Raw genomic sequence first — 18,975 nt, 5'->3', positions numbered from 1 at the left:
TTAGCAAAACGTGGAGGAGCACATTATTCAGATGCGGCTTGTGAAACAATTGCTTCTATTTATGGAAATAAATTATCACATATCGTTGTAACAACTAAAAATAATGGATCTGTCCCAGATTTACCAGCTGACTGTGCAGTAGAAGTTTCAGCATATATTGGTTCAACAGGAGCAAGAGCTATTGCCTTTGGACCATTACAACCAGCTCAAAGAGGATGGTTACAATGCATGAAAAACATGGAATTATGTGTTGAAGAAGCAGCTGTAACTGGTGATTATGGATTATTAATGCAAGCATTCATTTTAAATCCACAAACAGTATCAGGACAAAAAATGGTGAATGTTTTAAATGAATTATTGATTGCTCATGAAAAATACTTACCACAATTTGCAGATAAGATTGCCGAGTTAAAAGCAGCAGGTGTTACCATCAAAGATGATGTTGCACGTGAATTAACTGAAAAAGGTTTATAAAAAAGGCGGAAGCCTTTTTTATTTTATGGTATACTTTTACAGGTGATTATTATGGAAGAATTTTCAAGAACAGAATTATTAATAAAAAAAGAAGGAATAGAGGCCTTACAAAACAGTACCGTTGCTATTTTTGGTGTTGGTGGTGTGGGTGGTTTTGTCGTTGAAGCACTGGCTCGAGCTGGTGTAGGGACACTTCATATCATTGATCATGATACGGTTTCTATTTCGAATCTTAACCGTCAAATTATTGCGACACATCAAACAATAGATCAAAAAAAAGTAGAAGTTATGAAAGAACGTATTATATCTATTAATCCACATTGTCATGTTTTAACATATGATGATTTCTTTTTACCTGAAAAAGTTGATCATTTTCCCTTTGATGAGTTTGATTATATTGTAGATGCTGTTGATACAGTAACAGCTAAAATTAAATTGGTAGAAATAGCACAAGAAAAAAAGATTAAAATTATTTCATCGATGGGGACAGGTAATAAGTTAGATCCAACAAAGTTGGAGGTAACTGATATTTATAAAACATCTATTTGTCCACTTGCTAGAGTTATGAGAAGGGAACTTAAGAAAAGAAAAATACCTGCTTTAAAAGTTGTTTATTCTACAGAAAAGCCCATTGAAACAGATGCACCTGTAAATCCTGAGACACATAAAAAAACACCTGGTAGTATTTCTTTTGTACCAAGTTGTGCAGGTTTGATCATTGCAAGTGTTGTTGTAAGAGACTTACTACATATAAAGTAGAAAGAAGGTGAAATTCATGAAAAAAGTAACTTTTGCGATTTTAGCACATGTTGATGCTGGAAAAACAACATTATCTGAAGCAATGCTTTTTCATGCAGGTGTTATTAAAAAAATGGGAAGAGTTGATAAGGAAGATTCTTTTTTAGATTATGATACACAAGAAAGAAAAAGAGGTATTACTATTTTTTCAAAAGAGATCTCATTTATGTATCGAGAAAGTCAAATGACTTTTTTAGATACACCTGGGCATAATGATTTTAGTTGTGAAATGGAAAGAACGTTACAAGTGTTAGATTATGCTATTCTTGTTATTTCGGCTAAGGATGGTATACAAGCGCACACAAAAACAATTTGGAAATTATTGCAAACTTATCAAATTCCTACTTTTATTTTTGTTAATAAGATGGATAGTACGTACTCAACCAAAGAGCAATTATTACAAAATATTCAAAAAGAATTAAATGAAAATTGTTTTGCAATTGATGAAAACTTTTATGAAAACATTTCTTTATTAAATGATGAATTATTAGAAAAGTATCTTAATCAACAAATGAAACAAGAAGATATTCAAAAAGTTATTTCTTTAAGACAAATGTTTCCTGTATTCTTTGGCTCAGCGTTAAAAGATGAAGGTGTAGAAGAATTTATGGAAGCTTTAGATTTATATACTTGTCAAAAAGAAGCTTTAGATATTTTAAGTGGGATTGTTTTTAAAAAGACATTTCATAAACAAAAAAATTTAACGCATTTAAAAGTAACAGGTGGGACTTTGCATGTTAAAGATGTTATTAGTGAAAGTAAAGTAGATGAATTAAGAATTTATACAGGACAAGGCTATCAAAGTGTTCAAAGTGCTTCAACAGGTGATATAGTGGCTTGTTTGGGTTTAGATGAGTTACCTATTGGTTTTACATTTGGAAATCAAAAACAGACACAACAAAATATTTTAAAGCCTTTTATGTCTTATCAAATTTTACTTCCTGATGATATTGAAAAAAGTAAAGCTATTGAACAAATACTAAGTATTGGTAAAGAAGATCCAAGTTTACAATTTGAATATAATCAACGATTAGGAATTCTTTCAGTTAAAATTATGGGAGAAATTCAATTAGATACTTTACAAAATCTTATTTTGGAACGTTATGGATTTTTAATTCATTATGATGAAGGAAGAATTACTTATTTAGAAACGATTTTGGATAAAGTTGAAGGAGTAGGTCATTTTGAACCCTTACGTCACTATGCTGAAGTGCATATCTTATTAGAACCTTTAGAAAGGGGCAAAGGACTTGTGTTTGAAAATCAATGTCAAAGAAATACTTTACCGCTTAATTTTCAAAATCTTGTTTTAACACATATGCAAGAAATTCAACATCTTGGTGTTCTTACAGGATCGCCTATTACAGATATGAAATTGACTCTTGTTACAGGAAAATCCCATTTAAAACATACTGAAGGCGGAGATTTTAGAGAAGCAACCTATCGAGCAATTCGACAAGGCTTAAAAAAGGCAAAATCTCTTTTATTAGAACCTTATTATGAATTTGAGATGATTGTAGAAAATCATATTTCAAGTAAGATTATTTATGATTTAGATACATTTCATAGCGATTATCAAATAAGTTATGAACAGGATTTAACAATCATTAAAGGAAAAGCACCTGTTCGTTATTTAATGACTTATCAAAAGGATTTTCTTTCGCTTACAAAAGGTAATGGGAAGCTGTTCTATCAAATGGCTGGTTACTTTGAATGTCATGATCAAGAAAAAAATATTCAAGAAATTGGCTATAATAGTGAAGAAGATGCTTTATTTCCTACAGGTTCTATCTTTTGTAAACAGGGTGCAGGATTTTATGTCCCTTATGATGAAGTAGCAAATTATATGCATTTACCTTATGTATATCAAAAAAATAAACCACGTCCAGTTACAAAAAATTATAAAGTCGATGATAAAGAGTTAGAGGAAATATTTATTAGAACATATGGACCAATTAAAAGACGACTTTCTAAAGAAATGAATCGTAAAATAGAAAAACAGGTTGAAGAAAAAAAGACAATTTTACCAGAATGTTTATTAGTAGATGGATATAATATTATTTTTTCGTGGGATGAATTAAATGAACTTGCTAAAACAAATTTAGACCATGCTAGACATCGTTTAATAGATATTTTGAATAATTATCAAGGTTATCGAAAATGTTTGCTGATTGTTGTTTTTGATGCTTATAAAATTAAAAAGAATATTGGCTCAATTGAAAAAAATGATAATATTTATGTTGTTTATACAAAAGAAGCGCAAACTGCAGATAACTACATAGAGAAAGTAACACATGATTTATCACAAAAATATCGTGTTTATGTAGCTACTTCAGATGTTTTAGAACAAATTATTGTTTCTTCTAGAGGGGCTATGCGTATTTCTGCAAGAGAATTCGAATTATTGGTTAAAGAAACACATCTTCATGAAATTGAAGAATTTCAAAGAAAAAATAAGCAAATGAAAAATTATTTATTAGAGGATTTAAAAAAGAATTAGCAGTCAAATGACTGCTAATTTTGTATATCATGATGTACATAGTAACTTTCATCATCAATGCCTAAAAATTGATAACCTTTTTCTTTATAATATTGGATGATAGAAGGAAGAGCAGCTACAGTTGTATCTTTAGCATCTGTATCATGTGCTAAAAGGACAATATTTTGATGTGTTTCACTTGTAGCTTGTTTAATGATTGTTGCAGTTGGGATATGATTGCCACTTGCATCTGTTGTATCACCATTCCAGTCATAATATTGATAACCTTGTTTAATGACTTCACGTGTTAATTGAGACATGATACCATGACAATAGTTTTTAGAAATACGATTAGAACTTCCTCCTGGAAAACGAATATAGTGGACTTGAATACCAATAAGTTGTTTAACCATTTGTTTTATTTTTTTAAGGTCCTTGAAATAAGCATCCTTAGAGGAATAAATATCTTGATATTCATGCAAATAACTATGCAAACCAATAGTATGTCCTTGTTTATAAGCTTCAATAATATATTGATTATATTCTTGATGACATCCTGTAACAAAAAAAGTTGCTTTAGCGTTGTATTTTTTTAATATTTTTAAAATGCAATCAGTATTTTGACTGGGACCATCATCAAACGTAAGATACACTATTTTTTTATTAGATTCTATATGTGTGCCAATTTCTATTTTTTTAACGACAGTTACTTTTCTTTTGAAAGTCGTTTGGTTATTGGAAAGGTCATTTGCTTTATAATAAATTGTATAGTTTCCAATTTGATTGGGATTAAAATCATTGGTATCAATTGTTAAATTGTATTGATTAGAATTATCCTTAATAATAATTCCTTTTTTTAAATCGTAAGATTTCCCTTTTTCAATTTTTAAAGATTCAGATTCTTTAATAGTTGGTTTTTTTGTATCAATCACTTCTATTTTCAAATGATATGTTTTTCCTTTAAAAAAATAAGTCACTGTATAATGTCCTAAAGTTTGATTGTTTAAATCATTTGCATTATAAGTGACGTCATTAATAGAACCATTTTTAACTTTTTTAATATATTTTTTATAATAAAATGGACTATTGATTTCAATTGTTGGATGATCAATAAATATAATCTTTCTTTGAAAATAAAAGTAACCCAGTATACTCATTATTCCTATTAAACAACATAATAAAAGATGTCTTTTCATGGCTTCCCCTCATATCAAAGATATGTAAATAATTATAAATGTTGAACTAAAATTTTTGAAATTTCTTCAAAAATAATTTGATCTTCTTTAGAAAATCTACTAAATGATGTAGAATCTAAATCTAATACACCATATAATTGATTTCCTTTTATAAGTGGAATTACAATTTCACTGTTGCTTTCACTATCGCAGGCAATATGTCCTGCAAATTGATGAACATCTTCTACAATAACAGTTTTTCGAGTAGATGCTGCTTTACCACAAACTCCTTTATCTAGAGGAATGTTAGTACAAGCAATTTTACCTTGGAATGGTCCTAAAATAAGTTCATTGTTTTTAAATAAATAAAATCCAGCCCAAGAGATATCTTGAAAATTTTGCATAATAAAAGCAGATGTATTGGCTAGAATTGAAATTTCTTCATTGTTACATTCAATTAAACCAATGTATTGTTTTAATAATAAGTCATTCATATTTTTACCTCACTTTATGGTATAGTATAAAATAAAGAAAGGAGTAAGGTCAAGGTGTTTGATATTTTAAAAGCAAAAGAGAGTTTTATAAATTATGTGCGTCAATTTGATTTAACGAATGATAAAATTCATTTAAAACTTGTTCATACATTGGAAGTCGTACATACAACTGAATATTTATGCTACCATGAAAATATTACAGGTGTTGAAAGAGACATAGCCTATTTAATTGCTTTATTGCATGATATAGGACGTTTTGAACAAATAAAACGTTTTAATAGCTTTGATGATCGAAATATTGATCATGCTAAATTAGGGGTGCAGGTTTTATTTAAAGAGGGGATGATTAGAAATTTTATTGATGATGATCAATATGATGAAATTATCGAAAAGGCGATTGCTTATCATTCTTTATACAAAATACCAAATAATTTAGAACCCTCTTTATTAAAACAAGTTCTACTTATTAGGGATAGTGATAAATTAGATAATTTTCGAGTAAAAAATATAGAATCAATACAAACTTTGTTTAGTATTTCAGATGCTGACTTTTATAGTCAAAGAGTTTCTCAAAATATTTTGAAAGATATTGAAAATCATACTTTGATTTTAAAAGAAAATAGGCACAATGAAGTAGATATGTGGGTTTCTTATATGGCTTTCGTATTTGACTTAAATTTTAAATCAAGTTATTTGTTTATCAGAGAAAATGATTATATACATAGGAATATGGAACGTTTACATTTTACAGGAAATTTAAAAGAAGATATGTTATTTGTTGAAAAAACATGTCAAAGTTATATTGAAGAAAAATGTAAGTAAATAAAAAGGACGTTTGTCCTTTTTATTTGTGTTTATTTCGTTTTCTTTGCAAGAATAAATAAGTATAATCAAATAATTCAAAATTCAATAAATAAATGACTTTTGAAAAAGTAACTAAAAACATTAAAGTAATAGCACCAATATAATCAATATTTCCTAATCCTAAAAATTGATGACCAACAATTAAAGAAATATATAAAACAATTTGCATTATATAGATTACAAAAATACGATAATGACTTAAGGGTGAATAAATATGTCTTAAACCATTATAATAACACCAACTTGTAAGTAAAACACAAATTGTTGAAAGCATTTCTTTTTCTAAACCTAAGACACGACCACCATTAACGATAATTGTTGAGCAAATAGCAATCATAAAGGCAAAAGGGAAGGCGTTTTTAAAGACTGTTTTTAAAAAATCACCAGACACTCTTTTGAAATTTGGTTCATAGGTCAAAAAGAAAGTCGGGATGCCTACACAACAAGCAGAAATGACAGTTAGTTGGATAGGTTTAAATGGATAACCATGTCCAAATAAGATCATTCCAATTGATAAAACAACTGAAAAGATTGTTTTAATTAAATACATTGATGCAGAAGCAGTAATATTATTAATGACACGTCTTCCTTCATTAACGATATGTGGCATGGCATTAAAGTTATTTTTTAATAAAACAATATGTGAAGCGCTTTTAGCTGCATCACTTCCTGAGGCCATAGCAATTGAACAATCTGCTGCTTTTAAAGCTAATACATCATTAACACCATCACCTGTCATTGCAACCGTATGGTTATTTTCTTGAAGAGTATTGACCATCAATTGTTTTTGTTTTGGAGAAACACGTCCAAAAATAGTATATTTTTCAATGGCCTCTTTTATTTGTTCATCCGATAAAGAAGAAACATCTATGTAATGTTCATAATTTAAAAGATGACAACGTCTAGCAATTGCTGAAACAGTAACAGGATCATCTCCAGAAATAATTTTAATATCAACATCTTGTCTTTTAAAATAATCTAATGTTGTTTTAGCGTCTTGACGAATAACATCAGATAAAATTAAAATTCCAATACATTTTAACTCTTTTATTAAAGTATTATCATTAATAGTTATTGGAGTATATCCAATACACAAAACACGAAAACCTTGAGAGGTATAAGTTTTAATTTTCTTTTCAATCTTAGAATCTAGATTTTCAAAAATAAATTGACTTGCTCCTAAATAAACGGTTCCAAATTCATTAAAAGAAACAGCGCTATATTTTCTTTGCGATGAAAAAGGAATAACAAAGAAAGGCTGATAATTTTTTTCTTTAGAGAAGTATTGATGAAGTGCTATAGATGTCATATTGCCATCTTCTAAACAATAATTCATATTTTTGATAATTTGATCAATATTAAAATGATCATCAAAACAAATAACATCATCAACTTTAAGCTTACCTTCAGTAAGCGTTCCTGTTTTATCTAAACAAATAGTATCCACACGAGCAAGAGTTTCAATGCAAAATAGATTTTGGACAAGAGTATTTTTTTTAGCAAGTCTTAGAACACTTAAAGATAGGGCGATTGTTGTAAGTAATACAAGTCCAGATGGAATCATTCCTAAAACAGCAGCTACAACTGAAACAACTGCATCACTAAATGGATAATGACCAATAAAATATTCTTTAAAAAAGAGTAAAATTGATAAAGGAATGATAATAATTGAGATAATTTTTAAAATTTGGTCAATCGATTTTGATAGCTCTGATTTTTTGCTTTCAAATTCTTTTGCTTGAGCGGTAAGCTTATGAATATAACTTTCTTTTCCTACATGAATTACTTTACAAATTGCACGTCCTGATGTAACAAAACTTCCTGAAAGAAGTGAATCACCATTGACTTTTAAAATAGCATCGCTTTCACCTGTAAGAAGTGATTCATTTGCTTCTATATGACCTTCTAAAAGTTCACAATCAACAGGTATTTGCATTCCTGTATTTAAAATGATGAGATCATCTTGAACAATTTCATCAACATTGATTTTAGATAATTGATTATCTCTTAAAACATCAATTTGTTGTTTTGTTAAAATACTTAACTGATCTAATGTCCTTTTTGCTTTTATTTCTTGATAACTTCCTGTTAAAGTATTAAAAAAGATAACAGAGATAAAAAGGGTATTACGATAAGATCCAACAAAAACAAGACATGCAAATAGTAGAATATTAATTAAATTGAAAAATGTAAAAATATTATTAAAAATAATTTCTTTATATGTTTTTGTTGTTTTACTTTCCACAAAATGAGTTTTCCCAAGTTGTTGCCTTTTTAAAACGTCTTCTTGAGATAGACCTGAGAATTCTCTATCAAATATTTTCATAACTATCACCTTGTATTCTATTTTAGAATACTTTTTGTCATTTGACAATCTTTAACAAAATAAGACAAGTAAATAATTGTATACAATTATACAAATTTGTGATATGATATTTCTAACACTATGATAAGGGGGCTTAAATATGAGTGAATTTATTGATTATGTATTTCAAAGAAGTACATCATTAAATAAAATTGACAATTCTTTATATTCTAAATACAACGTAAAAAATGGTTTAAGAAATGAAGATGGAACAGGTGTTCTTGTTGGACTTACAAGAATATCAGATGTTGTGGGATATAAAAAAGAAAATGGTAAAAAGATTGATACAGAAGGGGAACTTTATTATAGGGGTGTTAAAGTTTCTGATTTTATAAAGGGACATGATCCAAAAAATCGTTTTCTTTTTGAAGAAGCTTGTTTTTTAATTCTTTTTGGATATTTACCTAATAAAGATGAATTAGATGCGTTTAAAAAAGAATTAGCTTCAAGATATGATTTACCTTTGAATTATTTACAAGCACGTATACTAGGATTTCCAATGCAAAATATGATGAATAAACTTCAACAAGAAGTTTTAATGCTTTACACGTATGATGAAACACCTGATGATGTTTCACCAGAAGCAACATTAAATAAGGGGTTAGATTTAATCGCTAAGATTCCCGAAATTGTTTGTTATGCTTATCGTTGTAAAGTACATTATTTTGATAGTGATAGTTTATTTATTCATCCTGTAAATACTGATTATTCGATTGCTGAAAATATTTTACAGATGTTAAGAATAAATCGTTCATTTACTAAAACAGAAGCCAGTGTTCTAGATATGTGTTTAGTATTACATGCTGATCATGGGGGAGGGAACAACTCTACATTTACAAATGTGGTAATGTCATCTACGGGAACTGATATCTATTCATGTTTTGCAGGAGCGATTGGTTCTTTGAAGGGTCCTAAACATGGTGGAGCTAATCTAGCGGTAGCCAAACAAATGGAACTTGTTATTGATACTGTTGGTTTAAATGCAAGTGATGAACAGATTAGACAAATTGTAAATGATATTTTAGGTAAAAAATTTAATGATCAATCTGGTTTGATTTATGGTATAGGGCATGCTGTTTATACATTGAGTGATCCTCGTTGTCAAATTCTTTCTAAACAATGTAAGCAGCTAGCTATTGAAAAAGATAGATTAAAAGAATATAACTTATATCATCGTTTTGAAGAAATTGCGGTTGCTGAAATTGAAAAGAGAAAAGGTATTCATGTATGTGCTAATATTGATTTCTATAGCGGGCTCGTTTATGATATGCTAGGAATTCCTAAAGATCTTTATACCTTGATGTTTGTTATTGGACGTTCTGTTGGATGGGTTGCACATAATATTGAAAATAAACTTTATTCAGGAAGAATTATTCGTCCAGCAGGTAAATATGTTGGGGAAAAGAAAGAATATATTAAAATGGAAAATCGTTAAAGCATTGTTAAATCAATGCTTTTTTTATAAAAGAAAAGAGTTGCCAAGATGACAACTCTTATATATTTTATTATTCTTCGATAACTTTGATCCAACCTTCAGGTGCTTCAATTGTACCCATTTGAATACCTGTTAAAGTTTCATAAAGTTTTTTAAGAACAGGTCCGATTTCATCCATTCCACTTGGGAAACAAATTTCTTTACCATGATCATTGATTTTGCCTACTGGTGAGATAACAGCAGCAGTACCGCAAAGACCACATTCAGCGAAATCTTTTACTTCATCAAAATAAACTTCTCTTTCTTCAACTTCTAATCCTAAGTATTCTTTAGCAACATACATTAAAGAACGGCGAGTGATAGAAGGTAAGATACTGTTTGATTTTGGAGTAACGATTTTATTATCTTTTGTTACGAAAATAAAGTTTGCTCCACCAGTTTCTTCTACTTTAGTTCTAGTAGCTGCATCTAAGTACATGTTTTCATCAAATCCTTGATTATGTGCATCAACGATTGCATGTAAACTCATTGCGTAGTTTAAACCAGCTTTGATATGTCCTGTACCGTGAGGTGCAGCACGATCGAAGTCTGATACACGAATTGTAATAGGTTTAACTCCTCCTTTGAAGTAAGGCCCTACAGGAGTTACGAATACTCTAAATTGATATTCGTTAGCTGGTTTAACACCAATAACTGGATTACTACCGAACATATATGGACGAATATATAAAGTAGCTCCTGAACCATAAGGTGGTACATAATCAATATTAGCTTTAACAACTTTTTCAATGGCTTCTACCCATTTATCTTCAGGGTAAACTGGCATTTCTAATCGTTTGCAAGAGTCAGCCATACGACTTGCGTTTAAATCAGGTCTAAAGCAAACAACTTTCCCATCTTTTGTTCTATAAGCTTTTAACCCTTCAAAACATGTTTGTGCATATTGTAAAACACCTGCACATTCGCTAATAACAACTTTGTCATCAGCAGTAAGCACGCCTTCATCCCAAGCTCCATCTTTATAATTTGATACGAATCTTGCTTCTGTTGGCATATATCCAAAACCGATATTTGACCAATCAATATCTTTTTTTGACATTTTTAATACTTCCTTTCCTATATATATCTTTAGGCAAATTCTACGCCTCATTAGATGAAGTGTCAATAATAATTTATAACTTATTTTAATAAAAAATTATTAATTGTATTTTATTTATTAATAATATTGAATTGCAAATTTTCTAAAATTGAAATTGCTTTTGCCTGCATTGTTAAATCATTACTAGAAATACCTTTTACATCAATAAAGATAGGTGTTTCAGGTAGAGCGCTTTTAACAATTACAGCATTAGATAAAACACAAATATTAGAAACAACACCTACTAGAGTAATATTTTGGTAGTTTTTATCCTTTAAGTGATTTCCTAATTCAAGAGAACCAAAAGTTGTTTTTTCAATACAAATATCATATTCTTTTTTAGCAGTATTTACCTTGCCATATAGTTTCCAACCATCACTATTTTTAATGCAATGTTCAATTGGCAAATTCTTTCCTTCCTGAGTTTCTAAATAATTATTTTGATGTGTATCGAAAGTAAAAATAACATCATCTTTATTTTGATGATATTGATCAATTAAAGAAGCAAGATACTCATCCAAATCTTCAGCTTCTTTAAATCCCAAACTACCATTTACAAAATCTTTTTGATAGTCTACTACAATCAGTAATTTTTTCATAAAATTTCTCCAATCATTTTTATTTAATCTTATCATATATATTGACTTTGTAAATAAATATCATATAATATTCATATGAACATATATTCATATGAAAGGAGAAAAAATGGATAAAATCGTTAATAATGAAATTGTTGAACAAGTAAAGAAAGCAATGCCCGAGGAAGAATCTTTATATGATGTTGCTGAATTATTCAAAGTGTTTGGTGATTCAACAAGAATACGCATTATTTGTGCTTTATTTGATCATGAGATGTGTGTTTATGATTTAGCTGCTTGTTTGGATATGACTCAGTCAGCTATTTCTCATCAACTTAGAATTTTAAAAGCCAATAAATTAGTTAAAAATAGAAGAGATGGTAAAATGATGTACTATTCGTTAGATGATGAGCATGTAAAACTAATTTTTGAGGCTGGTTATAGTCATATCATGGAGGATAAATAATATGAAATATAAATATAAGGTTAATGGCCTTGATTGTGCTAATTGCACACAAAAATTAGAAGATGCTTTAAATAAAAAAGAAGAGATTAATGATTGTGTAATTTCTTTTGCAACAGGTATGATGACTTTTGAAAGTAATCAAGAAATTAATGATAATGAACTTCTTTCTTTTATACAATCCATTGAAGATGAAGTAACAATAGATAACCTCTCTACAAACAAAACACATCATCACAATGAATGTGGATGCGGACACCATCATGAACATCATCACGATGAATGTGGTTGTGGACACCATCATGAACATGAACATCATCACGATGAATGTGGTTGCGGACATCATCATGAACATGTGGAAGATCATCGTGAATTGGCTAATTCAATCAAATTTAATATAGTTGGTTTGGATTGTGCAAACTGTGCAAGTAAAGTAGAAGCTGAGATAAAAAAACAATCTTACATTGAAGATGCGGTTGTTAATTTTTCTACTCAAAAGTTAATGGTTAAAGTAAAAAACGATGATTCTTTAATGGAAAAGTTACAAGCTGTTGTTGACTCTGTTGAAGAAGGAGTTGTTTTATCAAAGGAAGATAATCAAAAAATATATAGTAAACCAAAATTATTTGATTTAAAAGAAAATATGGAATTGGTTGAAGGTGTTATTATTTTTATAGGGGCACATTTCTTTGCAGGTGGTTTTGCTACTTTCTTATATTTGTTTGCTTATTTATTAATTGGTTATAAAGTCATTTTAAAAGCAATTAAAAATATTGGTAGAAAAGACTTTTTGGATGAAAATTTCTTAATGTGTTTAGCAACTTTTGGAGCGATTGCTTTAGGTGATTACAGTGAAGCAATTGCGGTTATGCTATTTTATGCTATTGGTGAAATTTTCCAAGGATATGCTGTTAATAAGACAAGATCATCTATTTCTTCTTTAATGGATATTAAAAGTGAGTATGCTACAATTGTAAAAGATGATCAAATGATTCAAGTAACTCCTGAAGAAGTACAAGTAGGAGATACAATTGTTGTTAAAGTTGGAGAAAAAGTACCGTTGGATGGTAAAGTTATTAAAGGAAACAGTATGTTAGATACTGCAAGTTTAACAGGTGAATCAGTTCCTAGAAGTGTTGAAGTAGGAGATGAGGTTTTATCAGGAGTTGTCAATTTAAATGATGTTATTTATATTGAAGTAACAAAACCTTATGCGGATAGTACAGTAAGTCGTATTATTGATCTTGTTGAAAATTCTGCAAGTAAAAAAGCTAAAATTGAAAAATTTATTACCCGTTTTGCAAAAGTTTATACACCAACTGTTGTGGGACTTGCTGTTTTATTATTAATTGTTCCGATGATTATTTTACCAAATCAAAATTTCTATGATTGGCTTTATCGTGCATGTACATTCTTAGTTGTTTCTTGTCCATGTGCACTGGTTATTTCAGTACCTTTAGGTTTATATGCTGGTATTGGTAAAGCGAGTGCTTTAGGTGTTTTAGTTAAGGGTGGGAACTATTTAGAATTATTAAAAGATATTGATACTGTTGTTTTTGATAAAACAGGAACACTTACTAAAGGTGAATTTGAAGTTGTTGAAATTTCAGATGATTATTTATTAGAAATTGGTGCATATGGTGAATATATGTCAAATCATCCAATTGCTAGAAGTATTGTTAAAGCTTATAATAAAGAAATCGATAGTACAAGAATAGAAGATTTTAAAGAAATCGCTGGAAAAGGTCTTTCTGTTGTTATTGATCAAAAACAATATGAATTAGGAAATGAAAAATATTTTCATGAATTAGGTATTGAAGTGAGTCAACCTCAATCTATTGGAACAATTGTTCATATAGCATGTCAAAAACAATATTTAGGACATATCGTTGTTGCAGATGTTATTAAAGAATCTACAATGCCAGGTATTCAAGACTTAAAGAAGGCACATGTTTCAAATACGGTTATGCTTACAGGAGATCATTCAACTGTTGCTCGTGATATTGCTTCTAAAATAGGAATTGATCAAGTATATAGTGATTTATTACCACAAGATAAAGTTACACAATTAGAAAAATTAATGGGTAATGATCATGTTGTAGCTTTTGTTGGTGATGGTATTAATGATGCGCCAGTTCTTGCTAGAAGTGATATTGGTATTGCGATGGGTGGCGTTGGTAGTGATGTAGCTATTGAAGCTGCAGATGTTGTTTTAATGAGTGACGATATTACATCAATTGCTAAAGCCATTCAAGTTTCTCATTATACAAACTTTATTTTAAAAGAAAATGTTACTTTTACGTTATTAATTAAAATTGGAGTTTTAGTTCTTACTTTGTTTGGACTTACAAATATGTGGATGGGTGTTTTTGCTGATGTAGGTGTTACTTTAATTGCTATTTGTAACTCAATGAGAATTTTGTATAAGAAGTCATAATTTTGACTTCTTTTTTTTATTTTGTCCATACTTAAAAGGGTGATTAAAATGAATTTGCTTGAATATTTTGTTTTGCCCTTAATTTCTTTGATTGTTTTGTTTTTACTAACGAAATTAATGGGCTATAGGCAAGTAACAGAGTTATCTTTATATGATTATATAATTGGAATTACAATTGGTTCTATTGCTGCTGAAATGGTTATGGGAAGTTTTAATGATATTTTAAAGCCGTTGATTGGAATGATTGTTTATGGTGTTTTTACTTGGGGTGTTTCTGTTTTAACAAAAAGGTATTTAAATTTTCGCTTTTTTGTTGAAGGAAAACCTGTTGTTTTATTTGAAAATGATAAGATATATTTAAAAAGTTTGGATAAAGCAAAAATTGATTTGAATGAATTGTTGATGAATTGTAGAATGAATGGTTATTTTGAGCTTAACGAGTTAGATAAAATTATTTTAGAAACAAATGGGAAATTTACTTTTTATCCTAAGACATTGTCAAGGCCCTTAAAATTAGGTGATCTACATCAAGAAGTTCAAAAAGAATTTATACCAACAATTCTTATTTTACAAGGAACAATTATTTATGAAAATTTAGAATTGATTCATCATAATCAAAAGTGGTTAGAACAAATTATGAAAGTTCATGGAATTAATCTTCAAGAAATTGTTATTTTGTATGTAGATGGACAACAAACAATACATTTTTATTTAAAAAACGAATTAAAAAGGGATTTTATTTAATCCCTTTTTTGCATATCATATATAATTTTTAAACCTTTGAATGTAAGATCTTTATCATAGGCATCAATCAAATTTGTTTCTTGATAGATCATTCTACCTAGACCACCTGTAGAAACGACTTTTAATGGTTCAGGATATTGGCTTTTAATTTCTTCAATCAGTTTCTCTGTTAAACCAATATAACCATAAACAACCCCTGATTGCATACCTTCAACAGTATTTTTACCAATAATATGTTGTGGTTTTTTTATTGCTACTTCAGGTAGTTGAGCAGCACGATTAGATAACATTTCAGCAGAAATACCAATACCAGGAGCAATTGCGCCACCCATAAATTCACCTTTTGAAGAAATAACATCGAATGTCGTAGCAGTGCCAAAATCAATTACTAAACAAGCACAATGGTGACTATAGTAGGCACCAACAGCATCAACAATACGATCACTTCCTAAAGATTTAGGATTATCGTATTTTACAGAAATGCCTGTTTTAATTCCTGGACCAACAATAATAGGTTCTTTGTGGAAATATTTACGAATGGAATTTGTAAAAGAATACATGATTTTAGGAACGACACTAGAAATAATAACATCTTTTATATCTTCAACGGTTACATTATAGGCGCTTAAAAAAGCAAGAATCATAAAACCATATTCGTCTGATGTCCTTTGCAGTTTAGTCGTTAAACGATAATTGCCAATAAGCTGATCATCTTTAAAAAGTCCCATTGTAATATTTGTGTTTCCCATATCTACAACTACTAGCATCTTTATTCTCCTTTAACTTTCATTAATTTTTCTAAAATAATATGTGCTAGATCTTCTTTGCTCATTAAATCTAAATAATCAACAAAGTTTTTTGTAATTAAAGCAACTTTATTTGTATCAGTTTTAAACCCAGCACCATCTTCAAATAAATCATTAACAACTAATAAATCACAATTCTTCTTAAAAAACTTATTTTGAGCATTTTCAATAACATTTTCTGTTTCCATAGCAAATCCACAAATAGTTTGTTTTGTTTTATGTTTTCCAATATAAGATAAAATATCTTCGTTTTTTCCTAATTTTAAATAAAATTCGTCAGCTTTTTTCTTTATTTTTTGATTGCTATATTCTAAAGGACGATAGTCACCAACAGCAGCAGACATGATAACATAATCTTGAAAATCAAAATAACTTAATACTTGTTTAAACATACCTTGTGCACTTTGAATTTTGATTACATCTACTTCGTAAGGAGCTCTTTGAGATGATGGCCCACTAATCAATGTGACATGAGCTCCTAATTGACGAGCAACTTTTGCTAGTGCATAGCCCATTTTTCCACTTGAATGATTTGAAATAAATCTCACTGGATCAAGTGGCTCTTGAGTAGGACCAGCGGTAATAAGAACATGCTTTCCAGCTAATGGATGAGGAGATGTCGCATATTCAATAGCATCAAGTAAATCTTCAATATCACTTAAATGTCCTCTTCCTTGATAACCACATGCGAGTTCACCAATTTCAGGTTTCACAATCTTAATATGATAAGATTTACAAATATCAAGATTTTTTTGAGTTGCAGTATTTTCATACATGTGTACATTCATTGCAGGAGCAATGATTTTTGGACATGTTGCTGCTAAAAAGGCGGAAGATAAAACATCGTCTGCTAAACCATGAGCAACTTTGGCAATAATATTTGCAGTTGCTGGAACAATAATAAAACAATCAGCATCCTTTACAATGTTAATGTGTTTAATTTGATAACCTGTTTCATCAAAATCATCAATTAAAACAGGTTTATGAATAAGTGCTCCAAAGGTAAGTGGTGTTACAAATTGAGCCGCATTTTTTGTCATAATAACTTCAATATTATAATTTTTCTTTTTTAAACGGGAAATAAGTTCACATGTTTTATATGCTGCAATACTTCCTGTTATACCAATAACAATTTTTTTCATAAAACCTCCAAGGGTGATTTTTACATCTATGCAACATTATAATATATTTTGAAATCCCATACAATGTATTTCATTCTTTTATTTTTTGGTTTTCATGATAAAATATCTTTAAAAGAAAAGAGGAGTGTTTATGAAGAAAATAGCTGTATTATGTAAAGATGGATTTGAAGAAATCGAAGCATTGACACCGGTTGATGTTTTAAGAAGAGCAAATGTTCATGTTGATTTAGTAGGGATGGATGATTTAAAGGTGACAAGTTCTCATCAAATTACAATTCAAATGGATTGCGTCTTTAATGATCAAATCAAAGAATATGATGGAATTGTTATTCCTGGTGGTTTACCTGGAGCAACAAATTTAAGAGATGATGCACGTGTTATTGAAATTGTTCAACAATTCAATCAGGAACATAAATTGATTGCTGCTATTTGTGCAGGACCAATTGTTTTAGCTAAAGCAGGTATTTTAAAAGATAAAATCTGTACTTGTTCTCCAGGTTTTGAAACACAACTTACCGGAGCTAATTATCAAGAAGCTATTGTTCAAAAAGATGATCATATTATTACAGGTAAAGGACCAGCGGCTGCCTTAGAATTTGGATATACTATTTTAGAAAGTTTAGGGTACGATTCATCAAACTTAAGACAAGGTATGCAATATGAATATCTTATGAACGTTGAAGCACATAAAGAATAAAATTGATAAATAGTAAAACGCTAATTTCGATAAGACCATTGATTTGAGAAAAGAAAATAATGAACATGGCAATGATTGAAAGACCGTAGGAAAACCATAAATAAATTTTGTGAGCTAAAATTGGCTCACTTTTTTGTTTATTTTTAATAAGATATGCTAAGAATAAAAGTGCAATGATAATGCAAGATAAAGGAATAAAAACATGTAAAGTTGAAAAGATTGGATAATTTTTATGATAGGGTAAAATTAATCCAATAAAAAAGAACAGAGAAAGAAAAATAATGAATTTTTTTAAAGAAGTTACTTTAAAAAAAGTTAAGCATAAAGAAAGAGTTAATAAAACACACCAAATGTAATAAAAAAAAGAAAATGACGTATTCATTAAACTTGTGTAGTTTTGATAAAGTGGATGATAAAAAAATAATAAGATGATTGAATAAATAAGTGTAATAATTTGCATAAAATTCCTCATTTCTAAAAAAATAAAAAGAAAAAACCTAAAAAATAACAATATATATAGTGAAGGAGGTAAAATAAATATGGAAAACAGTATATCACAAATTCATTTATTAAGTGTACACTTAAATGCTGAAAAAGACAGTGTTATTCGTAATTTAGAAGATATTCGGGCAGTCATGTCTGTTTCTTACAAAATTTGCGATAGTAATGCAATCAATTTAATGTTTCTAACGACTGTTAATGAAAAGGAACAATGTTTATTTCATCTAAAATGTGAGTATGCGTTTTTATGTCATGATTATCAAAATGAAAAAGAGATGATCATGTCAGCTGTAAGTGTTATTAGTCCAAAAGTAGAAGAAATTATAGCTTTGATGACATCACAAATGAAAAATAAAGCGAGCTAATTTCACATTTATCAAACCCT

At 29.1% G+C, this 18,975-nt stretch carries 17 protein-coding genes; 10 read left to right on the top strand and 7 right to left on the bottom strand.

Annotated features, from left to right (window positions below; genetic code table 11):
• The 3 genes from OCV55_RS07845 to OCV55_RS07835 form a co-directional block, all read left to right on the top strand.
• On the top strand, positions 1-474 hold a 474-nt coding region (locus tag OCV55_RS07845), incomplete at its 5' end, for a family 4 glycosyl hydrolase (RefSeq protein ID WP_449670417.1).
• Positions 475-525: 51 nt separating this feature from the next.
• Positions 526-1,233: a tRNA threonylcarbamoyladenosine dehydratase gene (locus OCV55_RS07840; protein ID WP_394802858.1), complete on the top strand. Its 708-nt coding sequence runs from the start codon at positions 526-528 to the stop codon at positions 1,231-1,233.
• A gap of 16 nt (positions 1,234-1,249) precedes the next feature.
• Complete coding sequence (locus tag OCV55_RS07835) at positions 1,250-3,772, top strand: translation factor GTPase family protein (protein WP_147580280.1); 2,523 nt, start codon at positions 1,250-1,252, stop codon at positions 3,770-3,772.
• 14 nt (positions 3,773-3,786) lie between these two features.
• On the opposite strand, the gene OCV55_RS07830 is transcribed toward OCV55_RS07835, so the two are convergent.
• Positions 3,787-4,947 carry a polysaccharide deacetylase gene (locus tag OCV55_RS07830; protein WP_147580279.1) on the bottom strand — a complete coding sequence of 387 codons (1,161 nt, stop codon included), beginning with the start codon at positions 4,945-4,947 and terminating at the stop codon, positions 3,787-3,789.
• 32 nt (positions 4,948-4,979) lie between these two features.
• Positions 4,980-5,420, bottom strand: coding sequence for a GAF domain-containing protein (locus OCV55_RS07825; protein WP_117849973.1), 441 nt, complete (start codon positions 5,418-5,420; stop codon positions 4,980-4,982).
• Positions 5,421-5,474: 54 nt separating this feature from the next.
• On the opposite strand from OCV55_RS07825, the gene OCV55_RS07820 reads away from it, so the two are divergent.
• Positions 5,475-6,242, top strand: a complete 768-nt coding sequence (locus OCV55_RS07820) for an HD domain-containing protein (RefSeq protein ID WP_147580278.1) — start codon at positions 5,475-5,477, stop codon at positions 6,240-6,242.
• 22 nt (positions 6,243-6,264) lie between these two features.
• Here the strand turns inward: OCV55_RS07820 and OCV55_RS07815 are convergent, their stop codons facing one another.
• Positions 6,265-8,610 (bottom strand): HAD-IC family P-type ATPase, encoded by a 2,346-nt coding sequence (locus OCV55_RS07815; protein WP_147580277.1) that lies wholly within the window; start codon positions 8,608-8,610, stop codon positions 6,265-6,267.
• 139 nt (positions 8,611-8,749) lie between these two features.
• Here OCV55_RS07815 and OCV55_RS07810 point away from each other — a divergent pair, with 139 nt between their 5' ends.
• Positions 8,750-10,084: a citrate synthase gene (locus OCV55_RS07810; RefSeq protein ID WP_147580276.1), complete on the top strand. Its 1,335-nt coding sequence runs from the start codon at positions 8,750-8,752 to the stop codon at positions 10,082-10,084.
• 70 nt (positions 10,085-10,154) lie between these two features.
• Here the strand turns inward: OCV55_RS07810 and OCV55_RS07805 are convergent, their stop codons facing one another.
• Positions 10,155-11,183 (bottom strand): branched-chain amino acid aminotransferase, encoded by a 1,029-nt coding sequence (locus OCV55_RS07805; protein WP_119363350.1) that lies wholly within the window; start codon positions 11,181-11,183, stop codon positions 10,155-10,157.
• Positions 11,184-11,293: 110 nt separating this feature from the next.
• Positions 11,294-11,821 (bottom strand): cysteine hydrolase family protein, encoded by a 528-nt coding sequence (locus OCV55_RS07800; RefSeq protein ID WP_147580275.1) that lies wholly within the window; start codon positions 11,819-11,821, stop codon positions 11,294-11,296.
• Between the two features lie 106 nt (positions 11,822-11,927).
• On the opposite strand from OCV55_RS07800, the gene OCV55_RS07795 reads away from it, so the two are divergent.
• Genes OCV55_RS07795 through OCV55_RS07785 form a run of 3 tightly spaced genes read left to right on the top strand, consistent with a single transcriptional unit; the run spans position 11,928 to position 15,444 of the window.
• Complete coding sequence (locus OCV55_RS07795) at positions 11,928-12,266, top strand: ArsR/SmtB family transcription factor (RefSeq protein WP_022001299.1); 339 nt, start codon at positions 11,928-11,930, stop codon at positions 12,264-12,266.
• Between the two features lies 1 nt (position 12,267).
• Entirely contained in the window at positions 12,268-14,700 is a 2,433-nt protein-coding gene (locus OCV55_RS07790; protein WP_032090025.1) for a heavy metal translocating P-type ATPase, read from the top strand.
• 48 nt (positions 14,701-14,748) lie between these two features.
• Entirely contained in the window at positions 14,749-15,444 is a 696-nt protein-coding gene (locus tag OCV55_RS07785) for a DUF421 domain-containing protein (RefSeq protein ID WP_032090026.1), read from the top strand.
• Here the strand turns inward: OCV55_RS07785 and OCV55_RS07780 are convergent.
• Both OCV55_RS07780 and coaBC read right to left on the bottom strand, forming a co-directional pair.
• A complete protein-coding gene (locus tag OCV55_RS07780; RefSeq protein ID WP_032090027.1) occupies positions 15,441-16,211 on the bottom strand; it encodes a type III pantothenate kinase in 771 nt (256 codons plus the stop codon). The genes OCV55_RS07785 and OCV55_RS07780 overlap by 4 nt on opposite strands.
• A 2-nt stretch (positions 16,212-16,213) precedes the next feature.
• Positions 16,214-17,392, bottom strand: coding sequence for a bifunctional phosphopantothenoylcysteine decarboxylase/phosphopantothenate--cysteine ligase CoaBC (gene coaBC / locus OCV55_RS07775; protein WP_147580274.1), 1,179 nt, complete (start codon positions 17,390-17,392; stop codon positions 16,214-16,216).
• Between the two features lie 130 nt (positions 17,393-17,522).
• Between coaBC and OCV55_RS07770 the strand changes: the two genes are divergently transcribed.
• The gene (locus tag OCV55_RS07770) at positions 17,523-18,089 is read left to right on the top strand and encodes a DJ-1 family glyoxalase III (RefSeq protein WP_032090029.1); all 567 of its coding nucleotides are present in this window, start codon (positions 17,523-17,525) and stop codon (positions 18,087-18,089) included.
• 539 nt (positions 18,090-18,628) lie between these two features.
• Positions 18,629-18,955: a hypothetical protein gene (locus OCV55_RS07765; RefSeq protein ID WP_117574681.1), complete on the top strand. Its 327-nt coding sequence runs from the start codon at positions 18,629-18,631 to the stop codon at positions 18,953-18,955.
• Positions 18,956-18,975: the final 20 nt, after the last annotated feature.

Origin of the sequence: [Clostridium] ammoniilyticum, assembly GCF_025566905.1 — a bacterium.
GTDB classification, from domain to species: domain Bacteria; phylum Bacillota_I; class Bacilli_A; order Erysipelotrichales; family Coprobacillaceae; genus Faecalibacillus; species Faecalibacillus intestinalis.
Note: the sequence above shows the minus strand (reverse complement) of the source record. Positions and strands in the feature narration are given on the sequence as shown.

Coding starts and splice junctions, on each gene's coding strand:
- OCV55_RS07825 (WP_117849973.1), bottom strand. CDS start 5,420: ATGAATGACTTATTATTAAAACAATACATTGGTTTAATTGAATGTAAC.
- OCV55_RS07795 (WP_022001299.1), top strand. CDS start 11,928: ATGGATAAAATCGTTAATAATGAAATTGTTGAACAAGTAAAGAAAGCA.
- OCV55_RS07765 (WP_117574681.1), top strand. CDS start 18,629: ATGGAAAACAGTATATCACAAATTCATTTATTAAGTGTACACTTAAAT.
- OCV55_RS07810 (WP_147580276.1), top strand. CDS start 8,750: ATGAGTGAATTTATTGATTATGTATTTCAAAGAAGTACATCATTAAAT.
- OCV55_RS07835 (WP_147580280.1), top strand. CDS start 1,250: ATGAAAAAAGTAACTTTTGCGATTTTAGCACATGTTGATGCTGGAAAA.
- OCV55_RS07780 (WP_032090027.1), bottom strand. CDS start 16,211: ATGCTAGTAGTTGTAGATATGGGAAACACAAATATTACAATGGGACTT.
- OCV55_RS07805 (WP_119363350.1), bottom strand. CDS start 11,183: ATGTCAAAAAAAGATATTGATTGGTCAAATATCGGTTTTGGATATATG.
- OCV55_RS07815 (WP_147580277.1), bottom strand. CDS start 8,610: ATGAAAATATTTGATAGAGAATTCTCAGGTCTATCTCAAGAAGACGTT.
- OCV55_RS07800 (WP_147580275.1), bottom strand. CDS start 11,821: ATGAAAAAATTACTGATTGTAGTAGACTATCAAAAAGATTTTGTAAAT.
- OCV55_RS07830 (WP_147580279.1), bottom strand. CDS start 4,947: ATGAAAAGACATCTTTTATTATGTTGTTTAATAGGAATAATGAGTATA.
- OCV55_RS07770 (WP_032090029.1), top strand. CDS start 17,523: ATGAAGAAAATAGCTGTATTATGTAAAGATGGATTTGAAGAAATCGAA.
- OCV55_RS07790 (WP_032090025.1), top strand. CDS start 12,268: ATGAAATATAAATATAAGGTTAATGGCCTTGATTGTGCTAATTGCACA.
- OCV55_RS07785 (WP_032090026.1), top strand. CDS start 14,749: ATGAATTTGCTTGAATATTTTGTTTTGCCCTTAATTTCTTTGATTGTT.
- coaBC (WP_147580274.1), bottom strand. CDS start 17,392: ATGAAAAAAATTGTTATTGGTATAACAGGAAGTATTGCAGCATATAAA.
- OCV55_RS07840 (WP_394802858.1), top strand. CDS start 526: ATGGAAGAATTTTCAAGAACAGAATTATTAATAAAAAAAGAAGGAATA.